The organism is Ruegeria sp. AP11 (assembly GCF_056535865.1).
This window is the reverse complement of record NZ_JBQFJB010000002.1, coordinates 492,450-516,576: the sequence shown is the minus strand read 5'-3', so window position 1 is coordinate 516,576 and position 24,127 is coordinate 492,450. Positions and strand designations below refer to the sequence as shown.

Here is a 24,127-nt window from a genome sequence, read left to right as displayed (position 1 = left end):
CGGATCAGCCCTCCTTTTCAATCTTGGACAGGCAGTCGCGCAGCGCCAGCCCGTATTCGTATTTCGCAGGGCAGGCAAAGCCCACAAGGCCCATGTCTTCTTCGTCCAGCTCAAGCGCACCCAGCGCTTGCGCGGCGTCGGTATCCATCACCAGCAGCGCCCGCAGCAACTGCGTCGGCAGGTAATCCTGCGGCATCAGCTCTTCGAACACACCGGTCGGCACCATCGCCCGCCGACCGCCATTCAGGTTCGAGGTCAGGGCATAGAGCTTTTTCGAGAACGCCGAGCCCAACACCGGCTGGACAGAGAATTTCGACGGCATCGGACGAATCCAGCCCATCGGAATCTGGTCAGGATCTTCGCGGATGATGCAGATCTGGCGAGCAAACCGACCCAGATATGCCGTGGGCCCATCGGCATGCCGCCCCGAGAGGATTGAGCCTGAAATGATCCGCGCAGTGCCGTCCACATTGACCTCATCCCGGGTCAGGTCATCGGTCGACGCGCCCATGACGGTGCGGATCAGGCGCGGCTGACGCGCGCCTGGACCGGCCAGCGCAATCACGATATTCGGATCCAGATGCCCGGTCTGCATCAGGCGGCCAATCGCAATCACGTCCTGATAGCCGATTGTCCAAACCTGTTTATCACCGGCCAGCGGCTCAAGGAAATGGATATGCGTTCCGGCAAGGCCCGAGGGGTGAGGTCCGGAAAACGCAGCCGCTTCAACGCCGGGCAAATCGCCCCCGGGGATCGATGCACCTTCCTGCTGGCACAGATAAGTCTTGCCGTCGGTCAGTTGCGAGACAGTTGCGAGACCAGCCGCAAATGCCTCGCCCGCATCGGCGATGATCAATGACGCGTCGCCTGCCAATGGATCGCTGTCCATCGCGGTCACGAAAATTGCGGCAGGTTTGGTGCCCGGCTCGGGCATCTTCGAATAGGGCCGCGTCCGGAAAGAGGTCCACAAGCCAGCGGCACACAGCCTTGCGGTGACACCTTCGGCGGTTTGCGCATCTCCGACGCCTGCGAAGTCTACGCCGCTGTCATTGGCGTCCGAAACTTCAATTACGACGCTTTGCAAGACCCTGCGCGCACCGCGATTGATCGCCACGACCTTGCCGGTCAGCGGTGCAACCATCATCGCATCAGGCGCGTCCTTGTGGCAAAACAGCGGGGTGCCACGTTGAACTGCGTCACCTTCTTGCACCAGCATCTTGGGCTTCAGCCCGATATAGTCTCCACCCAGCACAGCAACCGACGAGAATTCCGGCCCTGGCTGGATATTTTGTTCAGGCGCGCCTTCAACCGGCAGATTAAGCCCTTTTTTCAGTTTGAAAGTCTGCATGTCGCTATTGTCTTCCAAGCCTTCTTCCCTGCGCCCCGAAATCCGGGCTGTTGCGTTGGTTTGTCCGCGCCCTGCATTGGGACGCGATGCGTTGGCGCGCACCCATGACTTCAGTCACGCGCGCAGGCGTAATTTCATTCCACGCTCCTTTACGCAAGCGTGGCTGTGAACGCAAACCTGTTACCGCCGAAACTGGTGCGTTCGCTTCACTTTCGTTTGATTTGCGTCAAAATGCCAGCAATTTGCGTCGTGCAATTTGCCTGTCGCGCCTGCCCGACTTCCGGTGTAATCAACCCGAATGGAAAACGACACCGAACTCGAGATCTTTCTTGTTGCCACACCGGGGCTCGAAGCACCGCTGTGCGCCGAAGCGCGCGAGCGCGGTTTTTTGGACGCACGTTTCACGCCCGGTGGCGTCCACTGCCGCGGCACGTGGCACGAGGTCTGGCGCGCCAACCTTCAGTTGCGCGGGGCCAACAAGGTTCTGGTCCGACTGGGTAACTTCCCTGCCGTGCATCTGGCACAGCTCGACAAACGCGCCCGCAAATTTCCGTGGGCCGAGTTTCTGCGCCCGGACGTGCCGATCAAGGTCGAAGCCAGCAGCAGGAAATCCCGGATCTATCACGCAGGTGCAGCCCGTCAGCGTGTGGAACGGGCGATCTCAGAGACTCTCGGAGCACCGATTGCCGCTGACGCGACTTTGCGGATCATGCTGCGAATCGAGAAGGATATCTGCACCTTATCAGTCGATACGTCGGGTGAGCCCCTGCACAAGCGAGGGCACAAACCCGCTGTGGCCAAGGCCCCAATGCGCGAGACAATGGCCGCAATGTTCCTGCGCGAGTGCGGGTTTGATGGCGCAGAGCCTGTACTGGACCCGATGTGCGGCTCAGGCACTTTCCCAATCGAGGCCGCCGAGATCGCCGCGGGGCTGAACCCCGGTCGGTCACGCAAGTTTGCGTTCGAACAGTTAGCATCGTTCGATCTGGACAGTTGGCACGATCTGCACCACGCTCAGACCGCTATAGGGTCCGAACAGATGTATTTTGGCTCCGACCGCAATACAGGCGCCATCGAGGCCGCCACGACCAATGCCAACCGGGCCGGGGTTGGCCCGATCACCCGCTTCCAGCACCGTGCCGTAAGCGACATCAAACCACCCGAAGGCCCTGCGGGTCTGGTGATCGTAAATCCGCCCTATGGCGCACGGATCGGCGATGAAAAGCGTTTACGTTCGCTTTATGGCGCTCTTGGCAAGGTGCTCATGAGCCGCTTTACCGGTTGGCGTGTGGGCATTGTTACTACAACCCCAGGCCTCGCACGCGCCACCCGCCTGCCCTTGCTGCCCCCGGGTCCCGTTGTCGATCATGGCGGCACCAAGATCCGTCTTTTCCGCACGGATCCGCTGAAATAAAAGCCCAATGGCAACCTGCAGCTCGCCATGGCTATTCCCTGCATGCGGCATCTGACGGATACAACAAAAACCCTCTTGCACATCCAAATCCCCGGGTATAGATCACGCGCCACGGTCGGAGTGTAGCTCAGCCTGGTAGAGCACTGTCTTCGGGAGGCAGGGGTCGGAGGTTCGAATCCTCTCACTCCGACCAATAAATCCAGATACTTAGTCGGTTTTGTCATTACCGTTGTTAAGGCTCGGTCCGGATTTGATCCGGATTATGCGGCTTTTGAGGCGGGTTTCGGTGAGTCCAGCCCCCTCAGAAATCGAAAGGCCGCTGACTGGGCTGGCACCCGCGTCAACGGCCAAATCGAAAAGTTTGCACAGAATGGATACCAGATCGCGGGCGTGATCGCAATCGCGGGAGGGGCCGATGTCTGAGCTTCTGCCCTTCTGCAAGATCAAGCTGCAATACTTGCTGGAGATGGTCACCGACCACGAACTGGACGACAACGCCCTGCGCGTGGCGCTCTATCTGGCACTGGCACATGCCAATCATGAGACCGGCGAGAGCCGCCCGTCTTTCGAGACCATCGGCGCGGCAATCGGCAAGCACGCCAAGTCGGTCAAGCGAGCGCTGAACAAAGTCGAGGCGGCGGGTTACATGACCATCAAGCGCGGGACCAACAAGGGGAACGCGTCCCGTTATCGCCCGACCGACGCGGCTCTGAAACGAGCCACGGATCGCCGCCGGGAGCGGGACAAGGTTGTCCCGCTTAGCCGCACCAAAGGGGGACAATCCTGTCCACAAAGCGGGACAGACCTGTCCGGGAAAGGGGGACAGGATCGCCCCCCGAACAGAGAACAAGAACTTAGAATAGAACGAGGGAACGCGTCCGCGCCGGATTTGCTCGATGAAGGGCAATCCGGCGGAACACGCTCAAAACGAGCCCCGGATGGCCAGCACCTGGTCTTCGTCCCGAGGGGCATCTGCTTTGTCCGGGACTGGAACGAGAGGCTGGCCAGGGAGGGTATGACCACGCTGGAATGCAGCCTTCCCCTGTCCCCGCATAAACATCACCTGGGATTCTGGCTTCCAGCGAGAACACCGGCCCCGTTGGGCAGCGCTGAGTGGCAGGACCAGCTCCAATTGCTCAGAGATTTGATCCGCGAGACGTCAGAAAACGCGGAGCACCGCCATGCGGTCTGAGCAAACAGCAAGGCGACCCATGTCATACGCTGGCGCGGATGACATGGGACCTTGCGAGGGGCGGCAAGCCTCCCCTTCGAACCCCACCGGCGCGGGCAAGCCCCGCGCGAAGGAGCCGCTGACAGAGACCTTTGTCTTCCGTTGCACGGCGACCGAGAAGGCCGAGCTGCGCGCCAGAGCCGAGGCCGCTGGCCTGCCCGCCGCGACGCTCCTGCGGGAGGCACTTGGCCTGACCGAGGCCCGCCGTCGCAAGCCCGTGCCGCGCGTCGATCCGGCGCTAGTGCTGGCCGTGGGGCGTATCGGCGGCAACCTCAACCAGATTGCGCGTTGGCTGAACCGGGCGATGCTGGTGGGTCGCACCGACCTCGACAGCCTGGCGGTTGCTCGCCGCCTGTTGGTGATCGAACGCCAGCTTGCCCAGCTCCTCGACGAGGCGCGGCGGTGCTGATCAAGTTCTTTCCCAACGGCAAGGGCGCGGGCGCCGGGCCGGTCGGCTACCTCGTGGCTGAGCGCGTGCTGGCCTACGATGGCAACCGTGACCTGATCCGCGATGCAGACGGCCAGCCGCTGACGGTGACGCGCGATCCCTTGCCCGAGGTGCTGCGTGGCGATCCCAGCCGCACCGAGGCCCTGATCGATGCGAGCCGTCACCAGTGGACCTATCGTGCAGGCGTGATCAGCTTTGCCACCGAGGATGCTCCCAGCGAGGCGCGGCAGGCCGAGGTAATGGACGCCTTTGAGCAACTAGCCTTCGCCGGGCTGGACGGCGAGCAGTATGACATGCTCTGGGTCCGTCACAGCCACGAAGACCGCGTCGAGCTGCATTTCTGCACCCCGCGTCTGGAGCTGACCACCGGGCGCAGCCTTAACATCGCGCCACCGGGCTACCAGGACGCCTATGACAGCCTGCGCGACCTGATGAACCAGCGCCACGGCTGGGCCGATCCAATGGAACTGGAGCGCACCCAAGAAGTGCGTGACACCATCGAAGCTCCGAACCGCGCCCAAGGCCGCGACGAACTGCATGCGTGGATCCTCGATCAGATTTCCATGGGTCTGATCGAGGATCGTGCAAGCATGATCGAGGCGCTTACCGACGCGGGCTTCGACCTACCTCGTGCGGGCAAATCCTATCTGACCGCCCAAGACCCCGCGTCCGGCGAACGCTGGCGCCTTAAAGGAGAGATTTTTCATGAAGACTGGCAAGCCGACGCGGCTGAGCGAGAAACTGAACGCGGAGCTGGACACGATACGCCAAGACTACGCCGCCTCGATGGCATCCCAGCTGGAGAGCTTCAGAACCGATTTGACAGCCATTGTGAGCGACGCGCGGCGTACCATCGAGAGCGATACGCGTCACTTCCTGAACGAGAGCAGGAGCTTGTTCGAGACACGGACCGAGCAGATCAGGCGCTGGCTGACGATCTCTCCTTGGGTGATCTCAGGGCTGATCGTGACGGGGATCGCCTCGATGATGGCCGCGAGCTGGTTTTGGATGGTTCTGCTGACACGTTCGGAGCTGGCGGAACTGGGCCTGACGCGGATCGACCAAGGGGAACAGACCTGGCTGACGCTGGACCCCGACCAGACCGAGCTGAAGACCTGCACGATGGCTGGGAGGCCGGTCATTTGCATCAAGATCGAGGAGAGATGAATGACAACGCCCCTGACAGCCTTGGAGCGCGACTTGCTCGCCTGCGTCGAGCGGTTGGTGACGGCCTGCGAAACCTCAGCCAAAGAATTGAGCGGATTAGAGGCACGCTCAACGAAGAGGCTGCAAGCCCAATTGGATGGTATCGCGGCCTGCACGACGTTGCTCATACGCTCGCAGATCGCGTCAATGAGGGCGTTGCGTGGCTTGCTGAACGAAGAGGCCACTTACAACGCGCTGGACACGAAGTTGAACGAGAGCTTGAGCTTAGTGAAGGCCGCCGAAGAGAAGCTGAAGCAGAGCTGAACGAATTGCAGATCGAACGAGGCCGCAGCCATGGTCTGGAACTTTAGTGAAGAAGGGAAACCAATGAGTTTTGCACACGACCACTTCACCATGAGCTATCATCAAGCCCGCGAATACGGCATCGACTATCGCGGTTTTGAAAAGGTGGCTTGCCTTCCAGAAGGGGTTCCGCTTATTGCCGTAGCGGGTGTCTGGGGCGACTACCAGAACATCCGCTGCTTGTTTGTGGACGTTGCTGGAAATGGCTACATGCGAAATATTCGTTGGTGGGGCGATAAAGGCTATCCGATCAAGGAGTTGGGTATCAATGCGAAGGAAATTGCCGTTGGACAGCAATTTCTCCTCTCGGAAACTTAGTGATTTCTGCTCGGCCTTCCCAGCACATCAATGAGTTTGAGTGTTTCCGATTACGAAAACTTTTGGTAATTCCGCAATGCTATGGCATGGCAAAATCAAATTACTTGGCATATTATAGTATTGCAAATCGTGTTAGAATGACATACTAAAGTATTACAATAGACGTAAATATGCAAAACCATAGGTTGGCAGATGTCCGTATCAAGCGCAAAACAGCGGCAAGCCGAAGGCAAGATAAACCAGGCTAGTCAAGTGGCTCAGGCCTTCGCCAAGCCACTTGGAGGTTGGATCGCAACCTTCCAGGAAGCCATTGGCATGAGCGCACCAACGCTAGCCGAACGGCTAAGCGTATCCAGGAACAGCGTTTACAGCTCTATCCAAAAGGAAAAAGCTGGAACAATCTCCCTTAACCAGCTGGACAAGATGGCTGAGGCGATGGGCGGTAAACTGGTCTACGCGATCATTCCGCGCAAAGGAGCGGTCGAGGAGATCGTCATGGCGCAGGCTCGCAAGAAGGCCAAACGCATCATACAACGCACCCGCGCGCACATGGCCTTGGAAGAGCAGATCGAAGGCCTGCGCAGCCAGGAAGAGATGATTGAAGAGCTTGCGAAGGAAATCGCACGTGAGAAGCCGCGGGATTTCTGGAAGTGACCTTGGAACTGCACGAACCCACCGGCGCAACACCACTGACACCGGACGAGTTGCTTGGTCTTAAGGCCAAGCACATCACCACGCGCGGCGAGCTGAATGAGCTGGAGGGTGAAAACATTATCGAAGGGCTTACCTGGCTAGATCGGCGGCCCAAGTCATTTGAAGTTATGACCGACGATGCAGCACGAGAGGTCCACAAGCGATTGTTCGGCCAAGTCTGGGATTGGGCAGGCGTCTACCGCTTGACCGAGAAGAACATCGGCGTGCCGGTCTGGCACATCTCGACCGAGATGCGCACCTGCCTCGACGACGCCCGATACTGGTGCGACAACGGCACCTACGAGCCGCTGGAAGCCACCGCACGCTTCCACCACAAACTGGTATGGGTTCACCCCTTCGCCAACGGTAACGGACGCTGGGCTCGGATCATGGCGGATGCCTACCTAACCACGATTGATCCGGACATATTCCTCGACTGGTCAGGCAGTGGGACACTGACTGCGGACGGTGACCACCGCACACGTTACATCGCGGCACTACGGGCTGCTGATGGGTTTGATTTTGAGCCATTGATTGAGTTTGTGGGGTCGCTTAAGGCTGGGGGCGATATAGTACGCTAGCGCCGGAACGGCCATTCATGGTGTGCGCAGAGAAGGTCAGTTGCGAGCCCAACCTGTACCCTGGATTTTATTGCTGCATGCGCTTGTAGCAGTAACAACATTGCAACTGCCGAATATCTAGTGCCGCCAAGCAGCGGAAAAACCGGTCACTCATGCAAATTGCAGCGATGCTCGCGGCGGCAGCTCACAGTTCGCCCGACAAAGCCGTCCTTCACTTCATCCGCAACAGCTATCGCCTAGCTGAATTGGTGGACACGGGACCGTGGCATATGAACAGTAAACACAACAGTCGCCTTCCAACGGCTTCAAAATTGTTTTGCACGACTTGCATTCATAGAACCACTGGCAAGCATCCGTTGGCATTTGCTCGGTTTCGCTGTGGCCACACTTCGGGCAAGTCAGGGTGCTTTCTAGGACTACAGTTTGTTTTGTCATAGTCTCACATCTGCATGATCAGGTAATCGTTAATCCGTGCCTCGTTAAACACAACGACCCAAGCCAAGCCGGTGATTAGAGTTGTTCCTGCAAGCCGCCATTTCAACGTCGGTAAGGAACCGCGCCGATAAGATACCAGCCACGATATCGCGACGAGCGCCGTTGAAATCGTCAGCACATAGTAACTCGCTGCCGCAACATTCCCAAAGATTGCCAACCAACTGCCGCCCAGCCCCAGTAACATCATTGTCATGGGCAAAACGCAGCAAGTCGCGACGCCAAGCGCTGATAGCGATCCCAAATAGTTGAGGCTAAGGTATTTCTGCATTCTGTTTCCCTCATGAGCCATGACGCGCGGAGTTGTAGAGACAGCAACTTCTCGTATAACGTCTGTAGCCACTACAGGATCAAGGCAGGAAATCTCACATGTTTGCGATTGGGGAAGCATCCCGGCAGAGCGGAGTCGGAATTGAAACTATCCGCTATTACGAACGCGAAGGGATCGTGCCGAAACCAGAAAGGGCATCGAATAATCGACGCACGTACTCCGCGCACGATGTTGGACGGCTTCGTTTTCTAAGGAAGTGCCGAGACTTGGGTTTTTCGCTTGCCGATGCAAAGGTGCTTCTCAACCTGTCCGAAGGCGATAGCGAGGATTGCCAATCCGTTAAGGAACTGGCCGAGCTTCATATCTCCAATGTGCGTATGAAGATAATCGAACTTAAGCGATTGGAGGCCGCCCTGAATGAACTTACGGCCAACTGTAACATCGGGAACGTTTCTTGCCCGATGCTTGCGCAGATACGGACCTACTAATGGCACTTTGAGGCTCGCAGTCGCCCTATGCCAACGCAGCATGACCCAAGATTCGGGCCGCGCAGAATCTACCGTTCGTTAGAGAGGTCAACTCGTTGATTTAGCAATGTTTCAATCACTCAATGAACATTTGTGCCTGGCCGCGGTGTTCTTGAAGCACGCGGCGATTTCGGACAGTGAGCCCTACCTGCCGTGCCTGAGCAATCAATTTGCTGCATACGCATTCGGCAGGTTTTATCGGAAGCCGACCTCTGATTTCCGAACCACAGAGCAATGGTTCTGCTTATCTTTGTCCCAAATTGGGCTGGGCAGACTTAGATCTTCTGTTGCTTTCCGTTGTATCAAGGCTTGTATCGTGTGTACTCGAAGTCCATATACACAGGGCTTACGTTTTTCTTTTTCGACCTGCTGTCTCCCAAACTCGGCGTTCAGTCTTTCGATTCAGACCGACCACGCCGAGTCGCCGCAATAATGCGGGCGGCAAGTATTAGGAGACTTCCACCATGGCAAATGGCACAGTAAAATGGTTCAACTCGACCAAAGGTTTTGGCTTTATCGAACCTGAAGATGGCAAGCGCGATGTGTTCGTGCACATCTCAGCACTTGAGCGTTCCGGCATCAGCGAATTGAAGGACGGCCAGAAGGTCACTTTTGACGTCGAAGCTGGCCGTGACGGGCGCGACAGCGCCGCCAATCTGGCACTGGCCTGACCTTTTACGGGCACCCTCATGGGGTGCCCGTTTGCACAATGGGCTGCTAAAAGCCCTTGGAGAACAAGTCAGTTGCAACAGCAGGAATTGACCCGGGCGCTCGCGCAATACCGTGTGCCCGATACGAAGCGTAGCGTTATTGAACTGACAATCACTGTCATCCCCTTTTTCGCGCTATGGGGCGCAGCGTGGTTTGCGCTATCCCTTAGTATCTGGGTCACTGTTCTATTGGCCATCCTGAACGCCGCATTTCTGGTGCGTATCTTCATCATCATGCATGATTGTGGTCACGGATCTTTCTTTAGAAGCCGCACCGTTTGCAATTGGACCGGCCGGGTTCTGGGTGTTCTCGCCCTGACACCCTATGACGTCTGGCGGCAAAGCCATGCGATTCACCATGCCTCAACCGGTAACCTTGATCGGCGTGGTATGGGTGACATTCCTACATTGACCATTGAGGAATACCTGAAACGGAATTGGTTCGGGCGTGCCGCTTATAGGTTAATCCGGAACCCCTTCTTTCTGTTCTGTATCGTACCGGTCTACACGTTCTTTTTTCAAAATCGCTTGCCCTTTGGTTTCATGCGGTCAGGCTGGCTGTATTGGGCAAGTGCAATGGGAACAAACGCCGCGATTGCGGTGGTCCTGGCTCTGATTTTTTGGACCGGAGGCCTGGATGTACTGGTTTTTGTATTCCTTCCAACCATGATCGTCGCCGCATCGATTGGTATTTGGCTATTCTATATTCAACACCAGTTTGAACACACGACTTGGGAGCGGGAAGAAGTGTGGAATCTTCAGAACGCCGCATTCTATGGAAGTTCTCACTACGCCCTGCCAGGCATCCTGCGGTGGTTCTCTGCCAATATCGGTGTGCACCATGTTCACCACCTTGCCAGCCGCATACCGTTTTATCGGCTAAACGAGGTCTTGCGTGACCATTCCGAGTTGGAAAATTGCCAGCGTATTACTCTATATGAGAGCCTTCATTGCGCACGATTGCATCTTTGGGATGAAGAAAGTCAGCGCCTGCTGACGTTTTCTCAGGCTTTGTCGAACGCCAATCCCAACAAGAGTCTAGTGTAATCTGGCGCGCACCAAAAAGGCTTCGACAGTATCACCGCCGAGGGCGCGAATGGCCTCTAGTCGGTGAAGGCCTTCAATCAGTACGAACCTTTTGTTGTCCGCGCGTATCTGGATCGGGGTCTTCTGGCCGTTCTTCAGGATATCTTCGGCCAGCGTCAGGACTTTTTGCTGATCAAGTGTTTTTGCACGCTTCACAGGTACATAGATCAGGTCGAGCGGGTATGGTTTCTTCTCCAGCATAAGCTACGTGTGCAACCTTTCGTGCATTTGGTACGGTCAGGAACTCTCTTCGGAATCAGGTGCTTGATTTTGCGTCATAGGACCGAACGAACAGCATCACGCAGTTCCTGATGCATAATCCAAGTTGCTGGCTCATCGTCACTTTCGATGTGAGAAAATGCCAGAACCTGCGCGGCGCCATCATTCTGTGCCGATCCGGCTTCGGGAAGTTCGAGCTCCAGATATTCTGCGATCATTAGTCCTATTTTCTTGAAGACCTTGATGGAGGCCTCACGCGATTTGTAACCGGCTGCCTGAGACAAGTGACCAATGGTCAGACCGTCCTTGCCTGCGATTGTAAGTGCTTTGAGCATTGTGACCTGCGCAGGGGTCAACCTGATCTGGCGCAATGCCTCGGCATATTCTCTTTCACTGGGAACGAGTGTGCCGGAGTTTCCCTCCAAACGGCGTTGACCGCTACGCTTCCTGTCCCGTTCTTCGAGAATTTCCTTTAAGGTTTCAATGGCCAATGCCGGTGTTTCACCTACTGCATCGGCAATCATTGCCTGTGTTTTGGCTGGTGGCTTGGGAAATGCGCGCGCAACGCTGTTGCCGCTCAGAATACCAGCCTTAATCAAGTACTTTCCGAACTCTTCTTCGACCACTCCTGATACGTCAGCGTTCCGCGCCTTTCGAACACTGCGGTCCTGAAATGCTCTTTGTTCCAGACCACGAGCTGATGCCTTTGAACCGGGAAGGGTTACTTGAGGGGCATTTTTACGCATCAGAGAAACACCACAACAACTATCGCCGCAACAAACACCACTATCGCGATAATCATCTTTACTCTGTAGGACCAGCGATGCGCCTTTTCGGCTTTGAGCATTTTACCCAAGTTTTCGTCAATCGAGTTATGGTTCACGGCTTGGTCCTTCCGGATATTTCAGGCGGTATTGATTTCCACCAACCTATTGTCGCGGCACATTTTCGGCGCACTTGTCATTCTGTCTCTTGAACGGCCGATTGCATTCCCAACCGTCACCTCTTCGATTTAAGTGAGCGTTGGAAGGGACAAAGATCGCAACACACCTGCCCTGGTTCGCGCGAAAACCACGCTCACACTTCCATCCAGAATATGTGTCAGACGCGAGGTATGCGTGATCGGGAACGATCACGAAGTCACAGCCACCTTCCGTCGCTTTGAACCCTCTCAGACACACCCAGCCGTCAGCGCTTCGCCTGTCAGATAAGCGCCCGTTCTCGGGAACTTCTATTGCAACGCACTCCCGGCCCTCTTTGCGAAAACCCCAGTGGCAATGTGCTTCTTGAGCACCAAATCGTGTTTCGACGAACCCGTTTTCAGGCACAAACACTTCTTCACATCTATCTTCGACACGTTGGAACAAGCGATTGCACTTCCATCGATCTCCGGTCGATGCAAGATATGCGTTTTTAGGAACTGCTATTTCCTCACAAAGATCTCCAACACGCTTGAATCCATGGTTGCATTCCCAACCTGGACCATAGGAACTGCCGGTCAAATGCGCATTTTCAGGTGCGTTTGCTCTTTGACACGATCCGTTCTTGTTTTCGAAACCTTCGTCACAAACCGATCCTTCGGCATTGCCTGCAACTTGGGCAGTAAGCGGCGTACCTGAGAGCAACACCAAAAGTGTCGGGATCAAACAAAGAATGCAGCGCGTAAACACGATGAAAGACTGATTGAAACGGAGCCTGAGACCTGATCTATCGGTCATTAAGCACGCAATTTACGGGCCATGTGCTGTTCATACGGCGCCTTCTTTCCTAGGTCACGCGGTGACAGGGGCATGTCAGGTGACAGTTGCGAATGCTTGCGAGGAACGAGCTCATAGCGAAGACCCCAGCGAAACCCGTTCCTATGCTGGGGCACATGCTACAGTTATTCTGAAGGCCATTGGATCATCGAAGCCGGCAGCATCGCGGCGACGAGTAACTTTCACCAATGCACTTTTGTGGTCCTTAGCCAGAATAGAGTCAAGGAAGTTTCCCTTGTCGCAATGCAAGTACCGCCAGGGCAGGTTGTTTTTGAAACTGCCGGTGACCAAGATCCTTGGTGAACTACCGAAAGAAATTGTCTGGCCTGAGTGCGGCGAAAGAGGAGTATGTGATCAAGGCTTCCCCGTGACTATGAATGACTGGCCTGATAACATTGGCTGCAACGCAGCGATTTTCGCGCCGCTTCTGCACAAGTACTCGCGGCGTGATCAAATGGCCGCTCGGTCCCGCACCCTGTAAATTGCGCCTGAGCCGAGAAAACTGTGCTGCGAGCGCACGCAACAAGATTTTGACACTTCCGCTCAGGGCACGCTACGTCCCACTCCTGCGTAAAAGAACTAGAACCACTATGGATTGGCGACCGACAGCGCCGCTCGCCAAACTGTCTCAGATGTCTATGCGCTCTGCAATGCTTAGCGCGTCTTCCAATTCAACGCCCAGGTATCGCACGGTGCTATCGACCTTTGTGTGCCCAAGCAGAAGTTGGACCGCGCGGAGATTTCCTGTCTTGCGGTAGATCTCAGCTACTTTGGTTCGGCGAAGCGAATGCGTGCCATATCCGCTCGGTTCCAATCCGATTGCGGTCACCCAGTCTCGAACCAGCCTGCCATACTGGCGCGTCGAGATGTGTGGTCGATCATGGAATCGGCTTGGAAACATGAACCGGCTAGCAAACATTTCCGGTGATTTTACCCATACCAATACAGTTTCTCGCGTGTTTTCCGTCAGTTCGAATTGAACAGATCGCTTGGTTTTGCTCTGGATCACCGAAACACGCTCACGGACGCGATCGTCTTTGACAAGATCGGTCACAGCGAGTTTGACCAGATCGCAGCCGCGTAGCTTGCTATCAATCGCGACGTTGAACATTGAGAGGACACGCAGATTTCCATCAAGTTCGAGCCGTGCACGGATCGCCCAGACCTGTTTTGGGAGTAGCGGTCGTTTCTGACCGATGATCCGCCCCGTGTTCCAAGCTCTGGGTTTTGGGGTGACTGCAGGTAGTTGGACTCTTTGCATATTTTGCACTCCGATCCACCCTCCGCACCCAAGCAACAGCACCGTGCTGACCACCGTATAGTACAAGCGGCGTGAATGCCTGCTGGCCGATTTTGAATACTGGCATGGTCTCAGCGTGTGCATTCGGCGGCTTGAGCCCGTATCGCTACACAGAAAAACGGTTCGAATCCAAACCGCGCATGCGCTTCGTCTTCAGCACCGATTACCGATCGGGTTCCACGTTAAAAGGCCCGGGTCAGCACCAATAAGATAAAATGAGATATGATCAGAAAAGCTGGAAAGACCGGCGTCAGGTTATCAGCGACGCCGAGCTAACCCGGGGCTTACCGATACGCCATTTCGCCACGCGCTCAACCCCTTGCAGCGTCGACAAATCCGCTCTCCGAACCCTTCGCTCCAGAATGGCGTTCTGCAACGAAGACACGGGCGTTCTTGCGGCACGTCATTGTGGGCGCGAGCCATGATCGTATCTGCGTCGTTGTCGAAGTCTTCCATCAGTTCTTAGCCTCGATTTCTGTTTTGGTTTATACAGCGACTGGAAAAGAAAGTTCCGAGCCCTAAGCCTTGAGATTGAAGGAGCTGCCTGGTTCAGACTGTCCGATGGGACGGCCTGTAATCCGAGGGGTTTTAATAGGACGAACTGGCATTCCTTCGTTCTCAGCAGCTTGGACAGCGAAAGCATACCGAGAACCGCTTGCGCATCCTCGCGGTATGGCTCGTTGATCTGATGATCCGTCGTCTGCCTCAGAAATGAGCGACTCCGAGTAGAGGTGCCGAAGTTGAGTCTCAGACACACCATCCGCTTCCATAATCAATTGCACCATGGGATCGGCCAAAAGTTGGTCGAGCAAGAACTGCGACAACTGCTTTGAAGACAATTTATCCTTTGCGCGGGCTCTCTCCAAATCAGTAAGAGAAACGGTCAAGGTACGCGCCAGACCGGGGTGAGATTTCCGTGGATGCAGACAGATTAACACCGAGGCCTTCCAGGCTTCTGGGTCCGAATAATCTGGTGGTGCGGAAAGCTCAGTTTCTATGTCGTATTCGCCTGCCGGGAGTAATTCGTCGAAACCAGGGAAAGTAAACGGCCTGGAAAAGACTGCGATTGTCTTGCTGATTATCTGGTTCATTTGGGTAGTTCTCCTTTGCTGATACCGTTCGCTCGGAGATGCAGACAAGAACAAGCCACCCGCTCCCGGCAGGGTATTATCAGTTTTGAGGTTTAGGCTTTGATTTTTCGGGGACGGCGTCCTGCCCTTTCGACGTCACTTCTTTTTTTGACGCGTCCGCATCGTTTTCCTTCAGTGCGGCAGCCGCCCTGGTCGTCAGGTCTTTGAAAGACATCATTTTGATCCTTTGATTGTCCGCAACACCCACGAGCCCAGATAGGGTGTGAAAAGTGAATGCGGATACCACCAATATAGGTGTTGGTGGCCCAATTTACTACGTAAAGCTGTAGAATAAGACGGTAGACTGAGGTTTGGGTTTAATCGGCGACGATCTTGGTGCGCTGCCTTCACTTCGAATATGGGCGATCATTGTTCGCAGCGCTGAATTCTGCCAATGCGCTAGCACCCCGGAAGACCTTTGCTACATCGGGTGCTGCCATGCTACGCGAAAGCGCGCCATACTTCATTCTCAGCTTCATCTCGCCACCAGCGCGAGCCGGACAATCGGTGGTTTCAACAACGATATGATCACTGGTGGCTCCGACGAACGTGACGCCAGCAGGGAATATTAGACCCGCAGCATCGGTGTCCTGAAGTCCAATGGCGAGGATCGACCGAGTGTTCGAAGGACTGTCTAAAGTCACACACTGCATTGAAGGTATGGGATAATTCAATTGCAAGGGATTTGGATTTGATTTGGTCTTCGTTTCGATCACTTCCGCCCAAAGCGTAAAAACATCTGTGTAAAGCCCGTCGATCGCGTATCCCGAAACGGGATCGGTACCTAACAGGATGGCCTCACCCAGACGCAGGTTGTTGATCTTTCCGGTCGCCCCCTTGCCAAGCGCCCATGGCAAACTGGCAGAACCGCCGCCTGACACTGTTTCCAGAGCGGGTCCACTTGCAAGTTCGGTATCGACGGCAAGCGACGAAAGCAATTCCATTGCTCCTGCAGAGGGTGCCACATGACCCAGACAGGCAAAATTTGCACCAATCCCCTTCAGAGAAATCCCTTCCATTCTAAGAATTTGAGACACAGTGCGCTCAAGGTGTTCAGGCAAGATGCCATCCCGCATATCCCCCATTTCCACCATCAGGATAATACTGTGAGTAATGTTCTTTCCCAGCGCACTCACGGCCAGGCTTGCGATAATGTCCATTTCTGTGTTGAAGCTGACATTGCAGTTATCAACAACTTGCGCGACCTGGCTCAGCATGGGCGTTCGGATCAAGGATATGGAGCACGAGATCCCAGCATCGCGCATACGTATGATATTGCTGATCCGCGCGTCCGCCAGCCCTGTCGCGCCACCTTCAAGCATAGCATTCGCAATCTCAGGATGACCGCAAACGGCTTTTGTCACACCTGTCACCGTAATTCCGCGGGGTCTAAGGTGGTCGACCAGGAACCGTGTGTTGTACCGAATTTTGTCCAGATCAACGTCAATACGCAGCTTGCTCATTCAATCGTCGTAGCACGTACGGGTTGCAAGCGCGGAAAGGCAGATAGAACCATATTCACCAAGTTTTTTGGAGGACGGTTCAATGCGTCAGTGACCGGGAGATACAATTTGCGGTTATAGTCTGTGATGGCCTTTGAAATCTCAATATCATTCATTCCTTCATGGTTGATCGTCATGCCAATTACCTCTGTGTTCGCAAAAGCCTCGATCAGGGTGATTTCATCGCAAGGGTCGGGCATTGTCATGTTGGGGAAATCACATCGACGTTTTCGTTTAGGCGCGTGTTGAAGAATAACTGCATGTGGCTGACTGCCTCGCAGAATGAAGGCTGATGTGCAAAAAGCCGGATGGCTTAGCGCGCCCTGGCCCTCGATCACTATTACATCCGGGTGCTCACCCTCGGATGCCGCAACGACAGCGCGCTCAAGTTCGCCACAACAAAATTGCGGCGGCACCGAATCCATCGCGACACCATACTTGGCGCCCTGCATCAAACCAGTTTGGCCGGTGCCGACCAAAACTGTTTTGATCCCATGCGCGTTAAGTGCGCCTGTCAGGATTGTCGCGGTTGTACGCTTTCCAATTGCACAATCGGTGCCGAACACTGCGATGCGGATCGCCTGGACGTCTCCAATACTGCCATCTAACAGGCGTAGGTCGGGATTTGGCCGCGGCTTGCGAATGTCGCGTATCGTGACATCGTGAATTTTGGCAAATCCGGCGAGCTCCTTGTCATCGCTAAGAAATTCATGCAGCCCACTGACGATGTTCATTCCGAGCGTTATCGCATCCACAACAACTTCGCGATCCTCAAGGGACATTCTGCCGCTGGCCGGCGCCATTCCGTAAATAAAAGTGTCGGGGATCGTAGCTTCATTAGCGACGGCGGCATCAAGATCATCGAAGATGGGAACCTGATTTGCGATATTATCAAGCACTTTGCCACTGTCACAACCGCCATACGTGCTGTCGATCACCGAAAGAACGCGATAGGCCTGTGAATGTCGAACGAGACCATTAGCCGTCTTGCCATCGATCTTTGCGAAGTTTCCTTCGCAATACACAATTGCAGTCGGTGTATCTGTCACGAGTGTCTTGCGGTGAAGCTCTGGAAAAACTGCTTGTTCAGGCGCCAGCTTTTGCGCATCGCTGGCAATGAACTGCTTGGCATCCGACGCAATGGGTACGGGTTTCATATTTGTTCCTTTTTTGGAGTGTGAAACGCGCGTCCTTGGTAAGGACGGGCAAAAATTGTGAAGTTTGGGAAAGTGGGCTTTCTGTCTGAATTCTCACTGGTTCAGAACACACAGCCCTTCTGATCGATGATAGTTTTTGTGGCATTGCCACCCATTGCCGGATCGGTCGATATGGGCATTTGCCGGCAGCTCGATTGCATTGCAGCGATCACCGGACGCCTCGTAGCCACGTTCGCATTTCCATCCAACTCCATGGATCGCGTCATCGTAGAAAGCATTTTCAGGCACAAACACGGCATCGCACCGTCCGTCGCGCTCAAAAAACCCACGCTCGCACGTCCAGGGACGCCCGCTGGTTGATGCGTTCAGAAAAGCGTTTTCCGGTACCGCTACTGCCACGCATGCTTCTCCGTCTTTTTCGTAGCCACGGTTGCAATGCCATGCAGATCCATAAGTGCTATTCGTCAGGTAAGCATTATCCGGCACCACGATTTTCTGGCAGCTATCGTCTACTCTTGTGTATCCACGCAGGCACCGCCACCTCTCACCTGATGGATCGAGATATCCACCTTCAGGCACAATCACTTCAGTGCATGAGGTGCCGCCAACTTCAACAAAGCCGTGCATACATGCCCACCCTGAGCCGTATGTTCTGTTTGTGGGGTAGGCATTTCCCGGCACGACAATGGCCACGCATTCTTCGCCTTCCAACCGATAGGACAAATCGCATTCCCAACCGTCGCCATACTTATTGGGATGCGCGTTATCCGGGATCGAATTTGTTTCTGCCGATGCGGGACTTGATGAGATAAAGGAGCCCGCCAAGCAGCTGAAAACGCCGACAAACAGCGCCGTCATAAAGTGAGAGTAAAACCAGTGCTGATTTTTTCGATTTGTCCTGGTGCAAACGGCTTTGTCCGAATGTTGAGTGATTGAGTTACGATCCATCCAGGTTCAGCCCCTCAATGCAGGCCTGTGCCAGATCTTTGTTGGGGGTTTGAGATCCCGGTACCGTTGCCCAGCCGGCTGCCATAACGGCATCCTTTCGCTTGAAAGAAGAAGCCTCTTTGATCGTCGTTATTTTTTCGGCGCGTTGAGTGTCAGTTCTCGCCATGTCGACGCAGATCGGAACCAACGCAGCGATTACATTATCGCGGGACATGGCGTTGGCCATCTTGTCCGCGCTACCGCCGGTCATCCATCCACCCCATGAAAATCCAACGACGCCTACGAAAACCCCGCCGATCAGAGCACCGTAGATTCCGGGTTTAAGCCATTCGGGCGTGTTCATAATCTATTCCTCCTGCGGGGAAAGCGCCGCATCGCTGTCATTGTTAGATGTGGCCAAGGTCTGGTCGTGCTTAAGCGCCAGTTCAAAATCTTCTGGGTCAATTGGGCGCATTTCCGTGCGGCCTGGCTTGCTGCCTTTGCCCTGAACTGTCAGGTAGGTTCCGGTTCTGCGATATGCTTCGAAACTCAGGCCCTGTAGTAGTTCTTCTTCAACAACTACTTCATACTCGCCTGCAGGAAGTTCATCCGGGTAGCCGGACAAAGAGAACGGATTTGAAAACGTCACCAAAGAACTGGACGATCTCGTGCTCACCTTGGTCCTCCATATAGTTTGTTGGATCTTCCCCGCGCAGTCTGCCGCGGTACACGCTCGTAAGCGCTGCGGTAGTACTGGCGTTGTAATTTAGAATAATGTGCAAATGGCAGACGCGCGCTGATCGATGTTAGTCTTCGACCAATGACCTGAGATTTTATTGGAATTTCAAATGCATTTGGTGCCCGAGGATCAGGTACTGTAAAAAATTGACTAACCTGCGTCAGTGCAACGATGTTTGGATTCCGGCAACGTGATGTATGTTGGCGGGATATTTGCTGGCGTGTTCTTAACGAGTAATTGAGAAGCGCAGGAAATCCAGTACCGCAATCGGACTGTATTTATCTTGCGCTTCTTTTTCAGTGAAATCCCAAATCTGCCGAAGCGAATTCCGTCTCTAACAGGCAACGATCATCAAAATCCCGGCATCGCTGTAGGGGTGAACTTATTGCTTCAACAGTGGCCCGGCCTGATCCAGATAAGTGGGGTCAAAACCGGCCAACGTCACCAGTCCGTCATAATCATCAAATACCACTTGCCCGGATTGAAAAGTAACCAGCCCCTTTTCCCGCAGTTGCCGTAGGACACGATTAACATGCACGGCACTAAGTCCCAGCGTATCGGCAAGATGGTATTGTGTCAGTGGGCAGGTATATCCCATCTTGGTTGCCATCCCGACCTGAGTCAGCCTCACACCAAGTTCCAAAAGAAAATGCGCCATGCGCTCACCCGCATCTCGCCGTCCTATGTTGACCAGGTGCTCAACCACCATCGCTTCATCTCTAGAGACCGCCCAAAGGATTGCTGTCGCCAGCCGGGGCGTTTGCGCAAATGCTTCCAGGAGATCATCCACTACTACTTCAATGGCTTGGATTTCCATGATTGGTTCTATGCTGTGATCCGAGGTGTGCAGCAGAACGCTTCGCAAGCCCAGAAAGTCACCCGGTATTTGGAAATCGACGATCTGACGCGACCCGTCAGTCTGGGTTTTGTAGGAACAAACCCAGCCCGAGGCCAGAATGTAGGCAGCCTGCTCTGATTGCCCTTGATGCACAAGGTCACGTCCGGCTTCAAAGGTTCTGCGACGCTTGTGCAGGCGTGCCAATACCGCAAGTTCAACCTCAGTCAGAGCGACGAAGTTTGAAAGCTTTCGGGTGAGTGGACTATTTTTGATAGTGCGCAAGTGTTCTTCCTTCATCGATGAGCAGCCTGCGAAACTATCCGACGCCAAGACTGCTTTCGATCAGTTAAGTATACAGCAATCTATGCCAGTATGGTGCAATTCATCGTGGCGCTTCCATGCTTGGACGCCTGTTAGAAAAGGACGTCTACCATGGCTGACCGGCAAGACCATTCAGGAATGGCCGCACTCTCAATTTGTGAAGCGCTTTTGCTTGCAATTAAAGATCGTGAGCTTCTGCCCGAACATGAAATTGTGGGAGTTCTGCATGACGCAGCTGCTGTCCACGAAACAGCGGTCGGCAATAACGATGAAAAGGACATGCACCAGGCCGCCGCTGTTCTGATAAACAAGATCATTGCTTCCGGCTATCGCGTTCGGCAGTAACGTTAATTTCCTGTCAGAAAAACAAGATTACGCTCGTCTAAAAAGCATAACAACAAATAGAAGCACTATTGGTGCTTCGTTCCCGATCAATTCAAACACGAAGCAAGAACCAAAGATCCAATCTCTGCAATATCTCAACTTAATGAAAAATTCCACGACCGCGAATTACTCCCTCTTCCCCGCCACCTGCATGAGCCACAACGAGAATTTGCTTACTGGCTGAAGGCCCGCATGGCCTGTCCTGCTGCACTGCCTGCGACAACGCAAACGTTGGCTTTGTTCGGCGTCTAAGTTGCTGATCCTATGTGCCTCGAAACTACAGTTTGATAGTATCGCATCATCATAGCTTTGAATGACCGGTCTGGCGACAACAGCTGCAACGCAGCGATGAATGTGTTGCGACAGCAAATCAATGCTGCGTCAGCAATTGCCGCAATCGCACAAGTCCGGTTTGTCCCGCATCTTACCAGTTCGCTCCTGTTGAAGCGAACGGCAGGTGTACGATTATGGCCCTCGCTCTGTTAAAGTCCCCGTACCAGCTAAATGATACGCGTCTGAGGATAAAATCTGTGGTCAGAAGGAAAAAGAGCACCGCCGAAGTCTGCATTCGTGCCCGTCAAATCCTGAACATGATAGTGTGACGACTCGGTGAGCACTGACCAAAATTCTTCGAGTCTGGCATGTTCGCTCCCACCGGTGTATTTCCAGTGCGCGACGAACTCGTCGATCTGTGGGGCTTTGCTCATGTGAAGTTAGTTGTTCGAAACGGGAATGCGCTCAGTTAGAAATTGTTCGAAGGTGGCGGTTTCGACCGCATATGCGCTGATATCGCGCTTCCGGGTAATAACCTTTTCGATCACGGCACACAGGCCAAGAATTACCATGCCCGGGAAGAACCAAAGCCCCGTCGCCAATGGCATTTGCTCACTGTAGAGCAAAGTTTGGAGAAGAGGCCAAATCAAGAATGGCATGGCAGCCAGGGCTGACCACTTGACTGGTTTCATCTTTTCCTCGGCTTCCGCAGCCAACCGGGCATGAATCTCGACCAAATCGCGCTCCCATGCTAGGAATTCGTCCATGACTTGGCCAGCGATGTAGTGGTCACAACGGCAATAATCGCGTGTGATGTACTCAACCTGTCCGCAGGCTGCGCAGCGGACCGCATTGATACTATCCGCTTTCGGGCGCAGGTGTTTCTTCTGACCTTCGCGATCGGGGACTTCTTCAGCCCCGCAGACGCCTTCGAGCAGGCGCTCTATATCCTGACCAAGCCGCAGCTTTCGCGGGCGTAGTTTCAGCACTTCATCGGGAAATTCTTCATTCAACATCAGCTTACAAGCCTCAATACGCTGTCGATCCTTGTTGTGTCCGGTTCCCCGCCTTCAATCGTCAGGGCATCGGTGTTCAGGAACTCATCGAAGAGAAAATCGATGGCATCCCACTTCTTTTCAGGGGTCACAGTCAGTCCGCGTTCATTGATCCGGCGCTCGACTGCGATGCCGATCTTACGATAGGCGGCGGCGATCTCTTCGTGCCTTCGGCTCTTGCCATCTTCCGAGTCGCCTTCGAGCATCCAGAGCGGATCAACGTCGAATTCCTCGTAGATTTTCAACAGTAGTGAAGCCGTCAAATCCCGCTGGCTGCGTTCATAGTACTGGTATGCGCTCCGACTGGCGCCAAGGCGCTGCGCCATCTCCTCTTGGGAGAGGCTTGCCATGTTTCGCACAGCCGCAAGGCGATGTCCCAAACCGGGAACTGTCATAGAAAACCTTCTTAATGGTTGCATTGACCACGATACTGGTTATATGAATCACATATGACCATAAATCGTGTCAACGCGCTCGATTCACGTAAGATCAGCGTATGTTTGTTTCATTCTGAACGCAAAATGAAATTAACTGCCTCGATTTGTGAGCAAAGAGTTTGAGGAGGTGAAGCGTGGAAAAGCTCTTGGAAACCCCGAAAGAACTGGCCGAGCGCGTTGGCATTCCTGTGTCCAATATTCGCTACCTGATCCGCGAAGACATGCTGGACCACATCTATACGGCCCCTGGGCGTAGAAATCCGAAAATCCCTTCCGGCGCGTGGGAGCGGTACGTCGACAATTTCACGGTGAAAACATGCCCAGAAAGCCATCCCCGCCGCGCCTCGAGCGCGACCGCAAGCGTCCGTCCGAGGGCAACTGGTACATCTACTGGACCGAGGGGGGACGCAGCCGCGAGCACTCGACTGGCACTGGGGATCGCGACCAGGCTGAACTCTACTTCGCAGAGTGGAAGCTAAGGCGCTTTAGGCCAGATCGAGCAGTCGAGCCTTACGAATTCTATGTGGCCGACGCAATTTCGCACTACCTGGCAAAACGGCTTGATGACGTCTCCGATCCGGAGCGCTTGGCCAATGCGGCCAAGCCGATCATCCGATTTTTCGACGGCTACGCCGTTGGTGACATCAATGATGCGCTCATCAAGGAGTATTGCCAGAAGCGACGAAAGGGCCGGGGTGAAAAGGGTCTCAAGGACGGCACGCTCAGACGAGAACTCAGCCTGTTGTCGACCGCTATCAGGCGCGCCGAAGAAGATCAGCTGATCACGCGCAGGATAGCCGTTCGACTTCCACCGAAGCCCGAAGGTCGAATCCGGTTCCTGACGTGCGATGAAGCGATAAAACTTATAAAAGCCTCGCGAAGCTTCGATACCCCTTTGGAAGATGGTGTGCCGACGGAGTCAAAAACCGAACACCTGACCCTGTTTCTCCGTATCGGTTTACTGACGGGCCAGCGGAAGGAAGCGATCCTGTCCTTGCGTTGGTCCGATATCGATTTCAACAGCAACATCATCTACTGGAATCCGGTCGGGCGTCGACGGACCAAGAAGGAGCGCCCGAGCTCAAGGTTGCCCGCGCGCCTGAAGAAACACTTGTTGCGCAGGCGGAAGCGATTTCCGGAAGACGAATTCGTTGTCACCCATCGCGGCAAGTCCCTGCAGAATATCAAGCGTGCGTTTCGATCCGCCGTTGTAGCGGCTGGCCTCGAAGGTCAGGGAGACCGGAAAGTCGTGCCGCACACTCTGAGGCACACTTGCGCAACCTGGCTCATGCAGAAGGGTGCGCCAAAGTGGGACGCCTGCGGCTTTCTGGGGATGACCCTCGAGACGCTCGAAAAGAACTACGGGCACCACCACCCAGACCATCAGCGCGGGGCGGCGGATGCCATCTGACATCCGGATCATTTCCGGAAATAGACCATCACAAACGTTAACAAAGGAG

General features: G+C 54.6%; 29 protein-coding genes and 1 tRNA gene. 13 read left to right on the top strand and 17 right to left on the bottom strand.

The window, feature by feature from the left end:
• Nucleotides 1-4: 4 nt before the first annotated feature.
• Nucleotides 5-1,348, bottom strand: coding sequence for a Na(+)-translocating NADH-quinone reductase subunit A (locus ACR3E4_RS20300; protein WP_480531077.1), 1,344 nt, complete (start codon nucleotides 1,346-1,348; stop codon nucleotides 5-7).
• A gap of 298 nt (nucleotides 1,349-1,646) precedes the next feature.
• Between ACR3E4_RS20300 and ACR3E4_RS20295 the strand changes: the two genes are divergently transcribed.
• The 8 genes from ACR3E4_RS20295 to ACR3E4_RS20260 all read left to right on the top strand — a co-directional run bounded on the left by ACR3E4_RS20295 (nucleotide 1,647) and on the right by ACR3E4_RS20260 (nucleotide 7,542).
• Entirely contained in the window at nucleotides 1,647-2,762 is a 1,116-nt protein-coding gene (locus tag ACR3E4_RS20295; protein WP_480531075.1) for a THUMP domain-containing class I SAM-dependent RNA methyltransferase, read from the top strand.
• A 116-nt stretch (nucleotides 2,763-2,878) separates the two neighbouring features.
• Nucleotides 2,879-2,955 (top strand) — tRNA-Pro (locus ACR3E4_RS20290).
• 222 nt (nucleotides 2,956-3,177) lie between these two features.
• Nucleotides 3,178-3,954: a helix-turn-helix domain-containing protein gene (locus ACR3E4_RS20285; RefSeq protein ID WP_170670424.1), complete on the top strand. Its 777-nt coding sequence runs from the start codon at nucleotides 3,178-3,180 to the stop codon at nucleotides 3,952-3,954.
• A 19-nt stretch (nucleotides 3,955-3,973) separates the two neighbouring features.
• Nucleotides 3,974-4,402, top strand: a complete 429-nt coding sequence (locus tag ACR3E4_RS20280; protein ID WP_260026622.1) for a plasmid mobilization protein — start codon at nucleotides 3,974-3,976, stop codon at nucleotides 4,400-4,402.
• Entirely contained in the window at nucleotides 4,396-5,958 is a 1,563-nt protein-coding gene (locus ACR3E4_RS20275) for a relaxase family protein (RefSeq protein WP_170670425.1), read from the top strand. The genes ACR3E4_RS20280 and ACR3E4_RS20275 overlap by 7 nt, the downstream gene beginning before the upstream one ends.
• Nucleotides 5,942-6,268, top strand: coding sequence for a hypothetical protein (locus ACR3E4_RS20270; RefSeq protein ID WP_237218009.1), 327 nt, complete (start codon nucleotides 5,942-5,944; stop codon nucleotides 6,266-6,268). The genes ACR3E4_RS20275 and ACR3E4_RS20270 overlap by 17 nt, the downstream gene beginning before the upstream one ends.
• Nucleotides 6,269-6,460: 192 nt before the next feature.
• The gene (locus ACR3E4_RS20265) at nucleotides 6,461-6,922 is read left to right on the top strand and encodes a helix-turn-helix domain-containing protein (protein ID WP_170417143.1); all 462 of its coding nucleotides are present in this window, start codon (nucleotides 6,461-6,463) and stop codon (nucleotides 6,920-6,922) included.
• The gene (locus tag ACR3E4_RS20260) at nucleotides 6,919-7,542 is read left to right on the top strand and encodes a mobile mystery protein B (RefSeq protein ID WP_311201794.1); all 624 of its coding nucleotides are present in this window, start codon (nucleotides 6,919-6,921) and stop codon (nucleotides 7,540-7,542) included. The genes ACR3E4_RS20265 and ACR3E4_RS20260 overlap by 4 nt, the downstream gene beginning before the upstream one ends.
• Nucleotides 7,543-7,758: 216 nt before the next feature.
• Here ACR3E4_RS20260 and ACR3E4_RS20255 read toward each other — a convergent pair whose 3' ends face one another.
• Nucleotides 7,759-7,977 carry a GDCCVxC domain-containing (seleno)protein gene (locus ACR3E4_RS20255; protein ID WP_253284533.1) on the bottom strand — a complete coding sequence of 73 codons (219 nt, stop codon included), beginning with the start codon at nucleotides 7,975-7,977 and terminating at the stop codon, nucleotides 7,759-7,761.
• A gap of 4 nt (nucleotides 7,978-7,981) precedes the next feature.
• Nucleotides 7,982-8,305, bottom strand: a complete 324-nt coding sequence (locus tag ACR3E4_RS20250; RefSeq protein WP_480531071.1) for a hypothetical protein — start codon at nucleotides 8,303-8,305, stop codon at nucleotides 7,982-7,984.
• 98 nt (nucleotides 8,306-8,403) lie between these two features.
• On the opposite strand from ACR3E4_RS20250, the gene ACR3E4_RS20245 reads away from it, so the two are divergent.
• The 3 genes from ACR3E4_RS20245 (at nucleotide 8,404) to ACR3E4_RS20235 (ending at nucleotide 10,589) form a co-directional block, all read left to right on the top strand.
• Nucleotides 8,404-8,793, top strand: coding sequence for a MerR family transcriptional regulator (locus ACR3E4_RS20245; RefSeq protein WP_480531069.1), 390 nt, complete (start codon nucleotides 8,404-8,406; stop codon nucleotides 8,791-8,793).
• Nucleotides 8,794-9,296: 503 nt separating this feature from the next.
• Nucleotides 9,297-9,503 (top strand): cold-shock protein, encoded by a 207-nt coding sequence (locus ACR3E4_RS20240; protein ID WP_170430361.1) that lies wholly within the window; start codon nucleotides 9,297-9,299, stop codon nucleotides 9,501-9,503.
• Between the two features lie 72 nt (nucleotides 9,504-9,575).
• Nucleotides 9,576-10,589, top strand: a complete 1,014-nt coding sequence (locus ACR3E4_RS20235) for a fatty acid desaturase (protein ID WP_480531067.1) — start codon at nucleotides 9,576-9,578, stop codon at nucleotides 10,587-10,589.
• Here the strand turns inward: ACR3E4_RS20235 and ACR3E4_RS20230 are convergent.
• From ACR3E4_RS20230 to ACR3E4_RS20175, 12 genes are all read right to left on the bottom strand, one after another.
• Nucleotides 10,581-10,829 carry a ParB N-terminal domain-containing protein gene (locus ACR3E4_RS20230; RefSeq protein ID WP_170452343.1) on the bottom strand — a complete coding sequence of 83 codons (249 nt, stop codon included), beginning with the start codon at nucleotides 10,827-10,829 and terminating at the stop codon, nucleotides 10,581-10,583. The genes ACR3E4_RS20235 and ACR3E4_RS20230 overlap by 9 nt on opposite strands.
• Before the next feature lie 74 nt (nucleotides 10,830-10,903).
• On the bottom strand, nucleotides 10,904-11,593 hold the full coding sequence (locus ACR3E4_RS20225; RefSeq protein ID WP_170670427.1) for a hypothetical protein: 690 nt from the start codon (nucleotides 11,591-11,593) through the stop codon (nucleotides 10,904-10,906).
• Nucleotides 11,593-11,730, bottom strand: coding sequence for a hypothetical protein (locus ACR3E4_RS20220; protein ID WP_170670428.1), 138 nt, complete (start codon nucleotides 11,728-11,730; stop codon nucleotides 11,593-11,595). The genes ACR3E4_RS20225 and ACR3E4_RS20220 overlap by 1 nt, the downstream gene beginning before the upstream one ends.
• A gap of 1,502 nt (nucleotides 11,731-13,232) precedes the next feature.
• Nucleotides 13,233-13,865: a tyrosine-type recombinase/integrase gene (locus ACR3E4_RS20215; RefSeq protein ID WP_170670430.1), complete on the bottom strand. Its 633-nt coding sequence runs from the start codon at nucleotides 13,863-13,865 to the stop codon at nucleotides 13,233-13,235.
• Nucleotides 13,866-14,422: 557 nt separating this feature from the next.
• Entirely contained in the window at nucleotides 14,423-14,995 is a 573-nt protein-coding gene (locus tag ACR3E4_RS20210) for a hypothetical protein (RefSeq protein WP_170545357.1), read from the bottom strand.
• Nucleotides 14,996-15,074: 79 nt separating this feature from the next.
• The gene (locus tag ACR3E4_RS20205) at nucleotides 15,075-15,209 is read right to left on the bottom strand and encodes a hypothetical protein (RefSeq protein WP_269149748.1); all 135 of its coding nucleotides are present in this window, start codon (nucleotides 15,207-15,209) and stop codon (nucleotides 15,075-15,077) included.
• 172 nt (nucleotides 15,210-15,381) lie between these two features.
• The gene (locus tag ACR3E4_RS20200) at nucleotides 15,382-16,497 is read right to left on the bottom strand and encodes an alanine/ornithine racemase family PLP-dependent enzyme (protein ID WP_170670431.1); all 1,116 of its coding nucleotides are present in this window, start codon (nucleotides 16,495-16,497) and stop codon (nucleotides 15,382-15,384) included.
• On the bottom strand, nucleotides 16,494-17,693 hold the full coding sequence (locus ACR3E4_RS20195) for a DUF1611 domain-containing protein (protein ID WP_170670432.1): 1,200 nt from the start codon (nucleotides 17,691-17,693) through the stop codon (nucleotides 16,494-16,496). Before ACR3E4_RS20195 ends, ACR3E4_RS20200 begins: the two co-directional genes overlap by 4 nt.
• A 93-nt stretch (nucleotides 17,694-17,786) precedes the next feature.
• Nucleotides 17,787-18,641, bottom strand: a complete 855-nt coding sequence (locus tag ACR3E4_RS20190; protein ID WP_170789862.1) for a hypothetical protein — start codon at nucleotides 18,639-18,641, stop codon at nucleotides 17,787-17,789.
• Nucleotides 18,631-18,984 carry a hypothetical protein gene (locus ACR3E4_RS20185; RefSeq protein ID WP_170670434.1) on the bottom strand — a complete coding sequence of 118 codons (354 nt, stop codon included), beginning with the start codon at nucleotides 18,982-18,984 and terminating at the stop codon, nucleotides 18,631-18,633. Before ACR3E4_RS20185 ends, ACR3E4_RS20190 begins: the two co-directional genes overlap by 11 nt.
• A gap of 3 nt (nucleotides 18,985-18,987) precedes the next feature.
• Nucleotides 18,988-19,296: a hypothetical protein gene (locus ACR3E4_RS20180; RefSeq protein ID WP_170336653.1), complete on the bottom strand. Its 309-nt coding sequence runs from the start codon at nucleotides 19,294-19,296 to the stop codon at nucleotides 18,988-18,990.
• Nucleotides 19,297-19,741: 445 nt separating this feature from the next.
• Nucleotides 19,742-20,494 (bottom strand): Crp/Fnr family transcriptional regulator, encoded by a 753-nt coding sequence (locus ACR3E4_RS20175; RefSeq protein WP_170596903.1) that lies wholly within the window; start codon nucleotides 20,492-20,494, stop codon nucleotides 19,742-19,744.
• Between the two features lie 135 nt (nucleotides 20,495-20,629).
• Here ACR3E4_RS20175 and ACR3E4_RS20170 point away from each other — a divergent pair, with 135 nt between their 5' ends.
• Nucleotides 20,630-20,863 carry a hypothetical protein gene (locus ACR3E4_RS20170; RefSeq protein WP_010442296.1) on the top strand — a complete coding sequence of 78 codons (234 nt, stop codon included), beginning with the start codon at nucleotides 20,630-20,632 and terminating at the stop codon, nucleotides 20,861-20,863.
• A 752-nt stretch (nucleotides 20,864-21,615) separates the two neighbouring features.
• Here ACR3E4_RS20170 and ACR3E4_RS20165 read toward each other — a convergent pair.
• Entirely contained in the window at nucleotides 21,616-22,191 is a 576-nt protein-coding gene (locus ACR3E4_RS20165) for a hypothetical protein (protein ID WP_170670435.1), read from the bottom strand.
• Nucleotides 22,191-22,625, bottom strand: a complete 435-nt coding sequence (locus tag ACR3E4_RS20160; protein WP_480531062.1) for a helix-turn-helix domain-containing protein — start codon at nucleotides 22,623-22,625, stop codon at nucleotides 22,191-22,193. Before ACR3E4_RS20160 ends, ACR3E4_RS20165 begins: the two co-directional genes overlap by 1 nt.
• Nucleotides 22,626-22,983: 358 nt before the next feature.
• Here ACR3E4_RS20160 and ACR3E4_RS20155 point away from each other — a divergent pair, with 358 nt between their 5' ends.
• Nucleotides 22,984-24,078, top strand: coding sequence for a site-specific integrase (locus tag ACR3E4_RS20155; RefSeq protein WP_170670437.1), 1,095 nt, complete (start codon nucleotides 22,984-22,986; stop codon nucleotides 24,076-24,078).
• The last annotated feature ends 49 nt before the right edge of the window (nucleotides 24,079-24,127 follow it).

Coding starts and splice junctions, on each gene's coding strand:
- ACR3E4_RS20300 (WP_480531077.1), bottom strand. CDS start 1,348: ATGCAGACTTTCAAACTGAAAAAAGGGCTTAATCTGCCGGTTGAAGGC.
- ACR3E4_RS20295 (WP_480531075.1), top strand. CDS start 1,647: ATGGAAAACGACACCGAACTCGAGATCTTTCTTGTTGCCACACCGGGG.
- ACR3E4_RS20285 (WP_170670424.1), top strand. CDS start 3,178: ATGTCTGAGCTTCTGCCCTTCTGCAAGATCAAGCTGCAATACTTGCTG.
- ACR3E4_RS20280 (WP_260026622.1), top strand. CDS start 3,974: ATGTCATACGCTGGCGCGGATGACATGGGACCTTGCGAGGGGCGGCAA.
- ACR3E4_RS20270 (WP_237218009.1), top strand. CDS start 5,942: ATGGTCTGGAACTTTAGTGAAGAAGGGAAACCAATGAGTTTTGCACAC.
- ACR3E4_RS20265 (WP_170417143.1), top strand. CDS start 6,461: ATGTCCGTATCAAGCGCAAAACAGCGGCAAGCCGAAGGCAAGATAAAC.
- ACR3E4_RS20255 (WP_253284533.1), bottom strand. CDS start 7,977: ATGACAAAACAAACTGTAGTCCTAGAAAGCACCCTGACTTGCCCGAAG.
- ACR3E4_RS20250 (WP_480531071.1), bottom strand. CDS start 8,305: ATGCAGAAATACCTTAGCCTCAACTATTTGGGATCGCTATCAGCGCTT.
- ACR3E4_RS20245 (WP_480531069.1), top strand. CDS start 8,404: ATGTTTGCGATTGGGGAAGCATCCCGGCAGAGCGGAGTCGGAATTGAA.
- ACR3E4_RS20240 (WP_170430361.1), top strand. CDS start 9,297: ATGGCAAATGGCACAGTAAAATGGTTCAACTCGACCAAAGGTTTTGGC.
- ACR3E4_RS20230 (WP_170452343.1), bottom strand. CDS start 10,829: ATGCTGGAGAAGAAACCATACCCGCTCGACCTGATCTATGTACCTGTG.
- ACR3E4_RS20225 (WP_170670427.1), bottom strand. CDS start 11,593: ATGCGTAAAAATGCCCCTCAAGTAACCCTTCCCGGTTCAAAGGCATCA.
- ACR3E4_RS20215 (WP_170670430.1), bottom strand. CDS start 13,865: ATGCAAAGAGTCCAACTACCTGCAGTCACCCCAAAACCCAGAGCTTGG.
- ACR3E4_RS20210 (WP_170545357.1), bottom strand. CDS start 14,995: ATGAACCAGATAATCAGCAAGACAATCGCAGTCTTTTCCAGGCCGTTT.
- ACR3E4_RS20205 (WP_269149748.1), bottom strand. CDS start 15,209: ATGTCTTTCAAAGACCTGACGACCAGGGCGGCTGCCGCACTGAAGGAA.
- ACR3E4_RS20200 (WP_170670431.1), bottom strand. CDS start 16,497: ATGAGCAAGCTGCGTATTGACGTTGATCTGGACAAAATTCGGTACAAC.
- ACR3E4_RS20195 (WP_170670432.1), bottom strand. CDS start 17,693: ATGAAACCCGTACCCATTGCGTCGGATGCCAAGCAGTTCATTGCCAGC.
- ACR3E4_RS20190 (WP_170789862.1), bottom strand. CDS start 18,641: ATGGATCGTAACTCAATCACTCAACATTCGGACAAAGCCGTTTGCACC.
- ACR3E4_RS20185 (WP_170670434.1), bottom strand. CDS start 18,984: ATGAACACGCCCGAATGGCTTAAACCCGGAATCTACGGTGCTCTGATC.
- ACR3E4_RS20175 (WP_170596903.1), bottom strand. CDS start 20,494: ATGAAGGAAGAACACTTGCGCACTATCAAAAATAGTCCACTCACCCGA.
- ACR3E4_RS20170 (WP_010442296.1), top strand. CDS start 20,630: ATGGCTGACCGGCAAGACCATTCAGGAATGGCCGCACTCTCAATTTGT.
- ACR3E4_RS20165 (WP_170670435.1), bottom strand. CDS start 22,191: ATGTTGAATGAAGAATTTCCCGATGAAGTGCTGAAACTACGCCCGCGA.
- ACR3E4_RS20160 (WP_480531062.1), bottom strand. CDS start 22,625: ATGACAGTTCCCGGTTTGGGACATCGCCTTGCGGCTGTGCGAAACATG.
- ACR3E4_RS20155 (WP_170670437.1), top strand. CDS start 22,984: ATGCCCAGAAAGCCATCCCCGCCGCGCCTCGAGCGCGACCGCAAGCGT.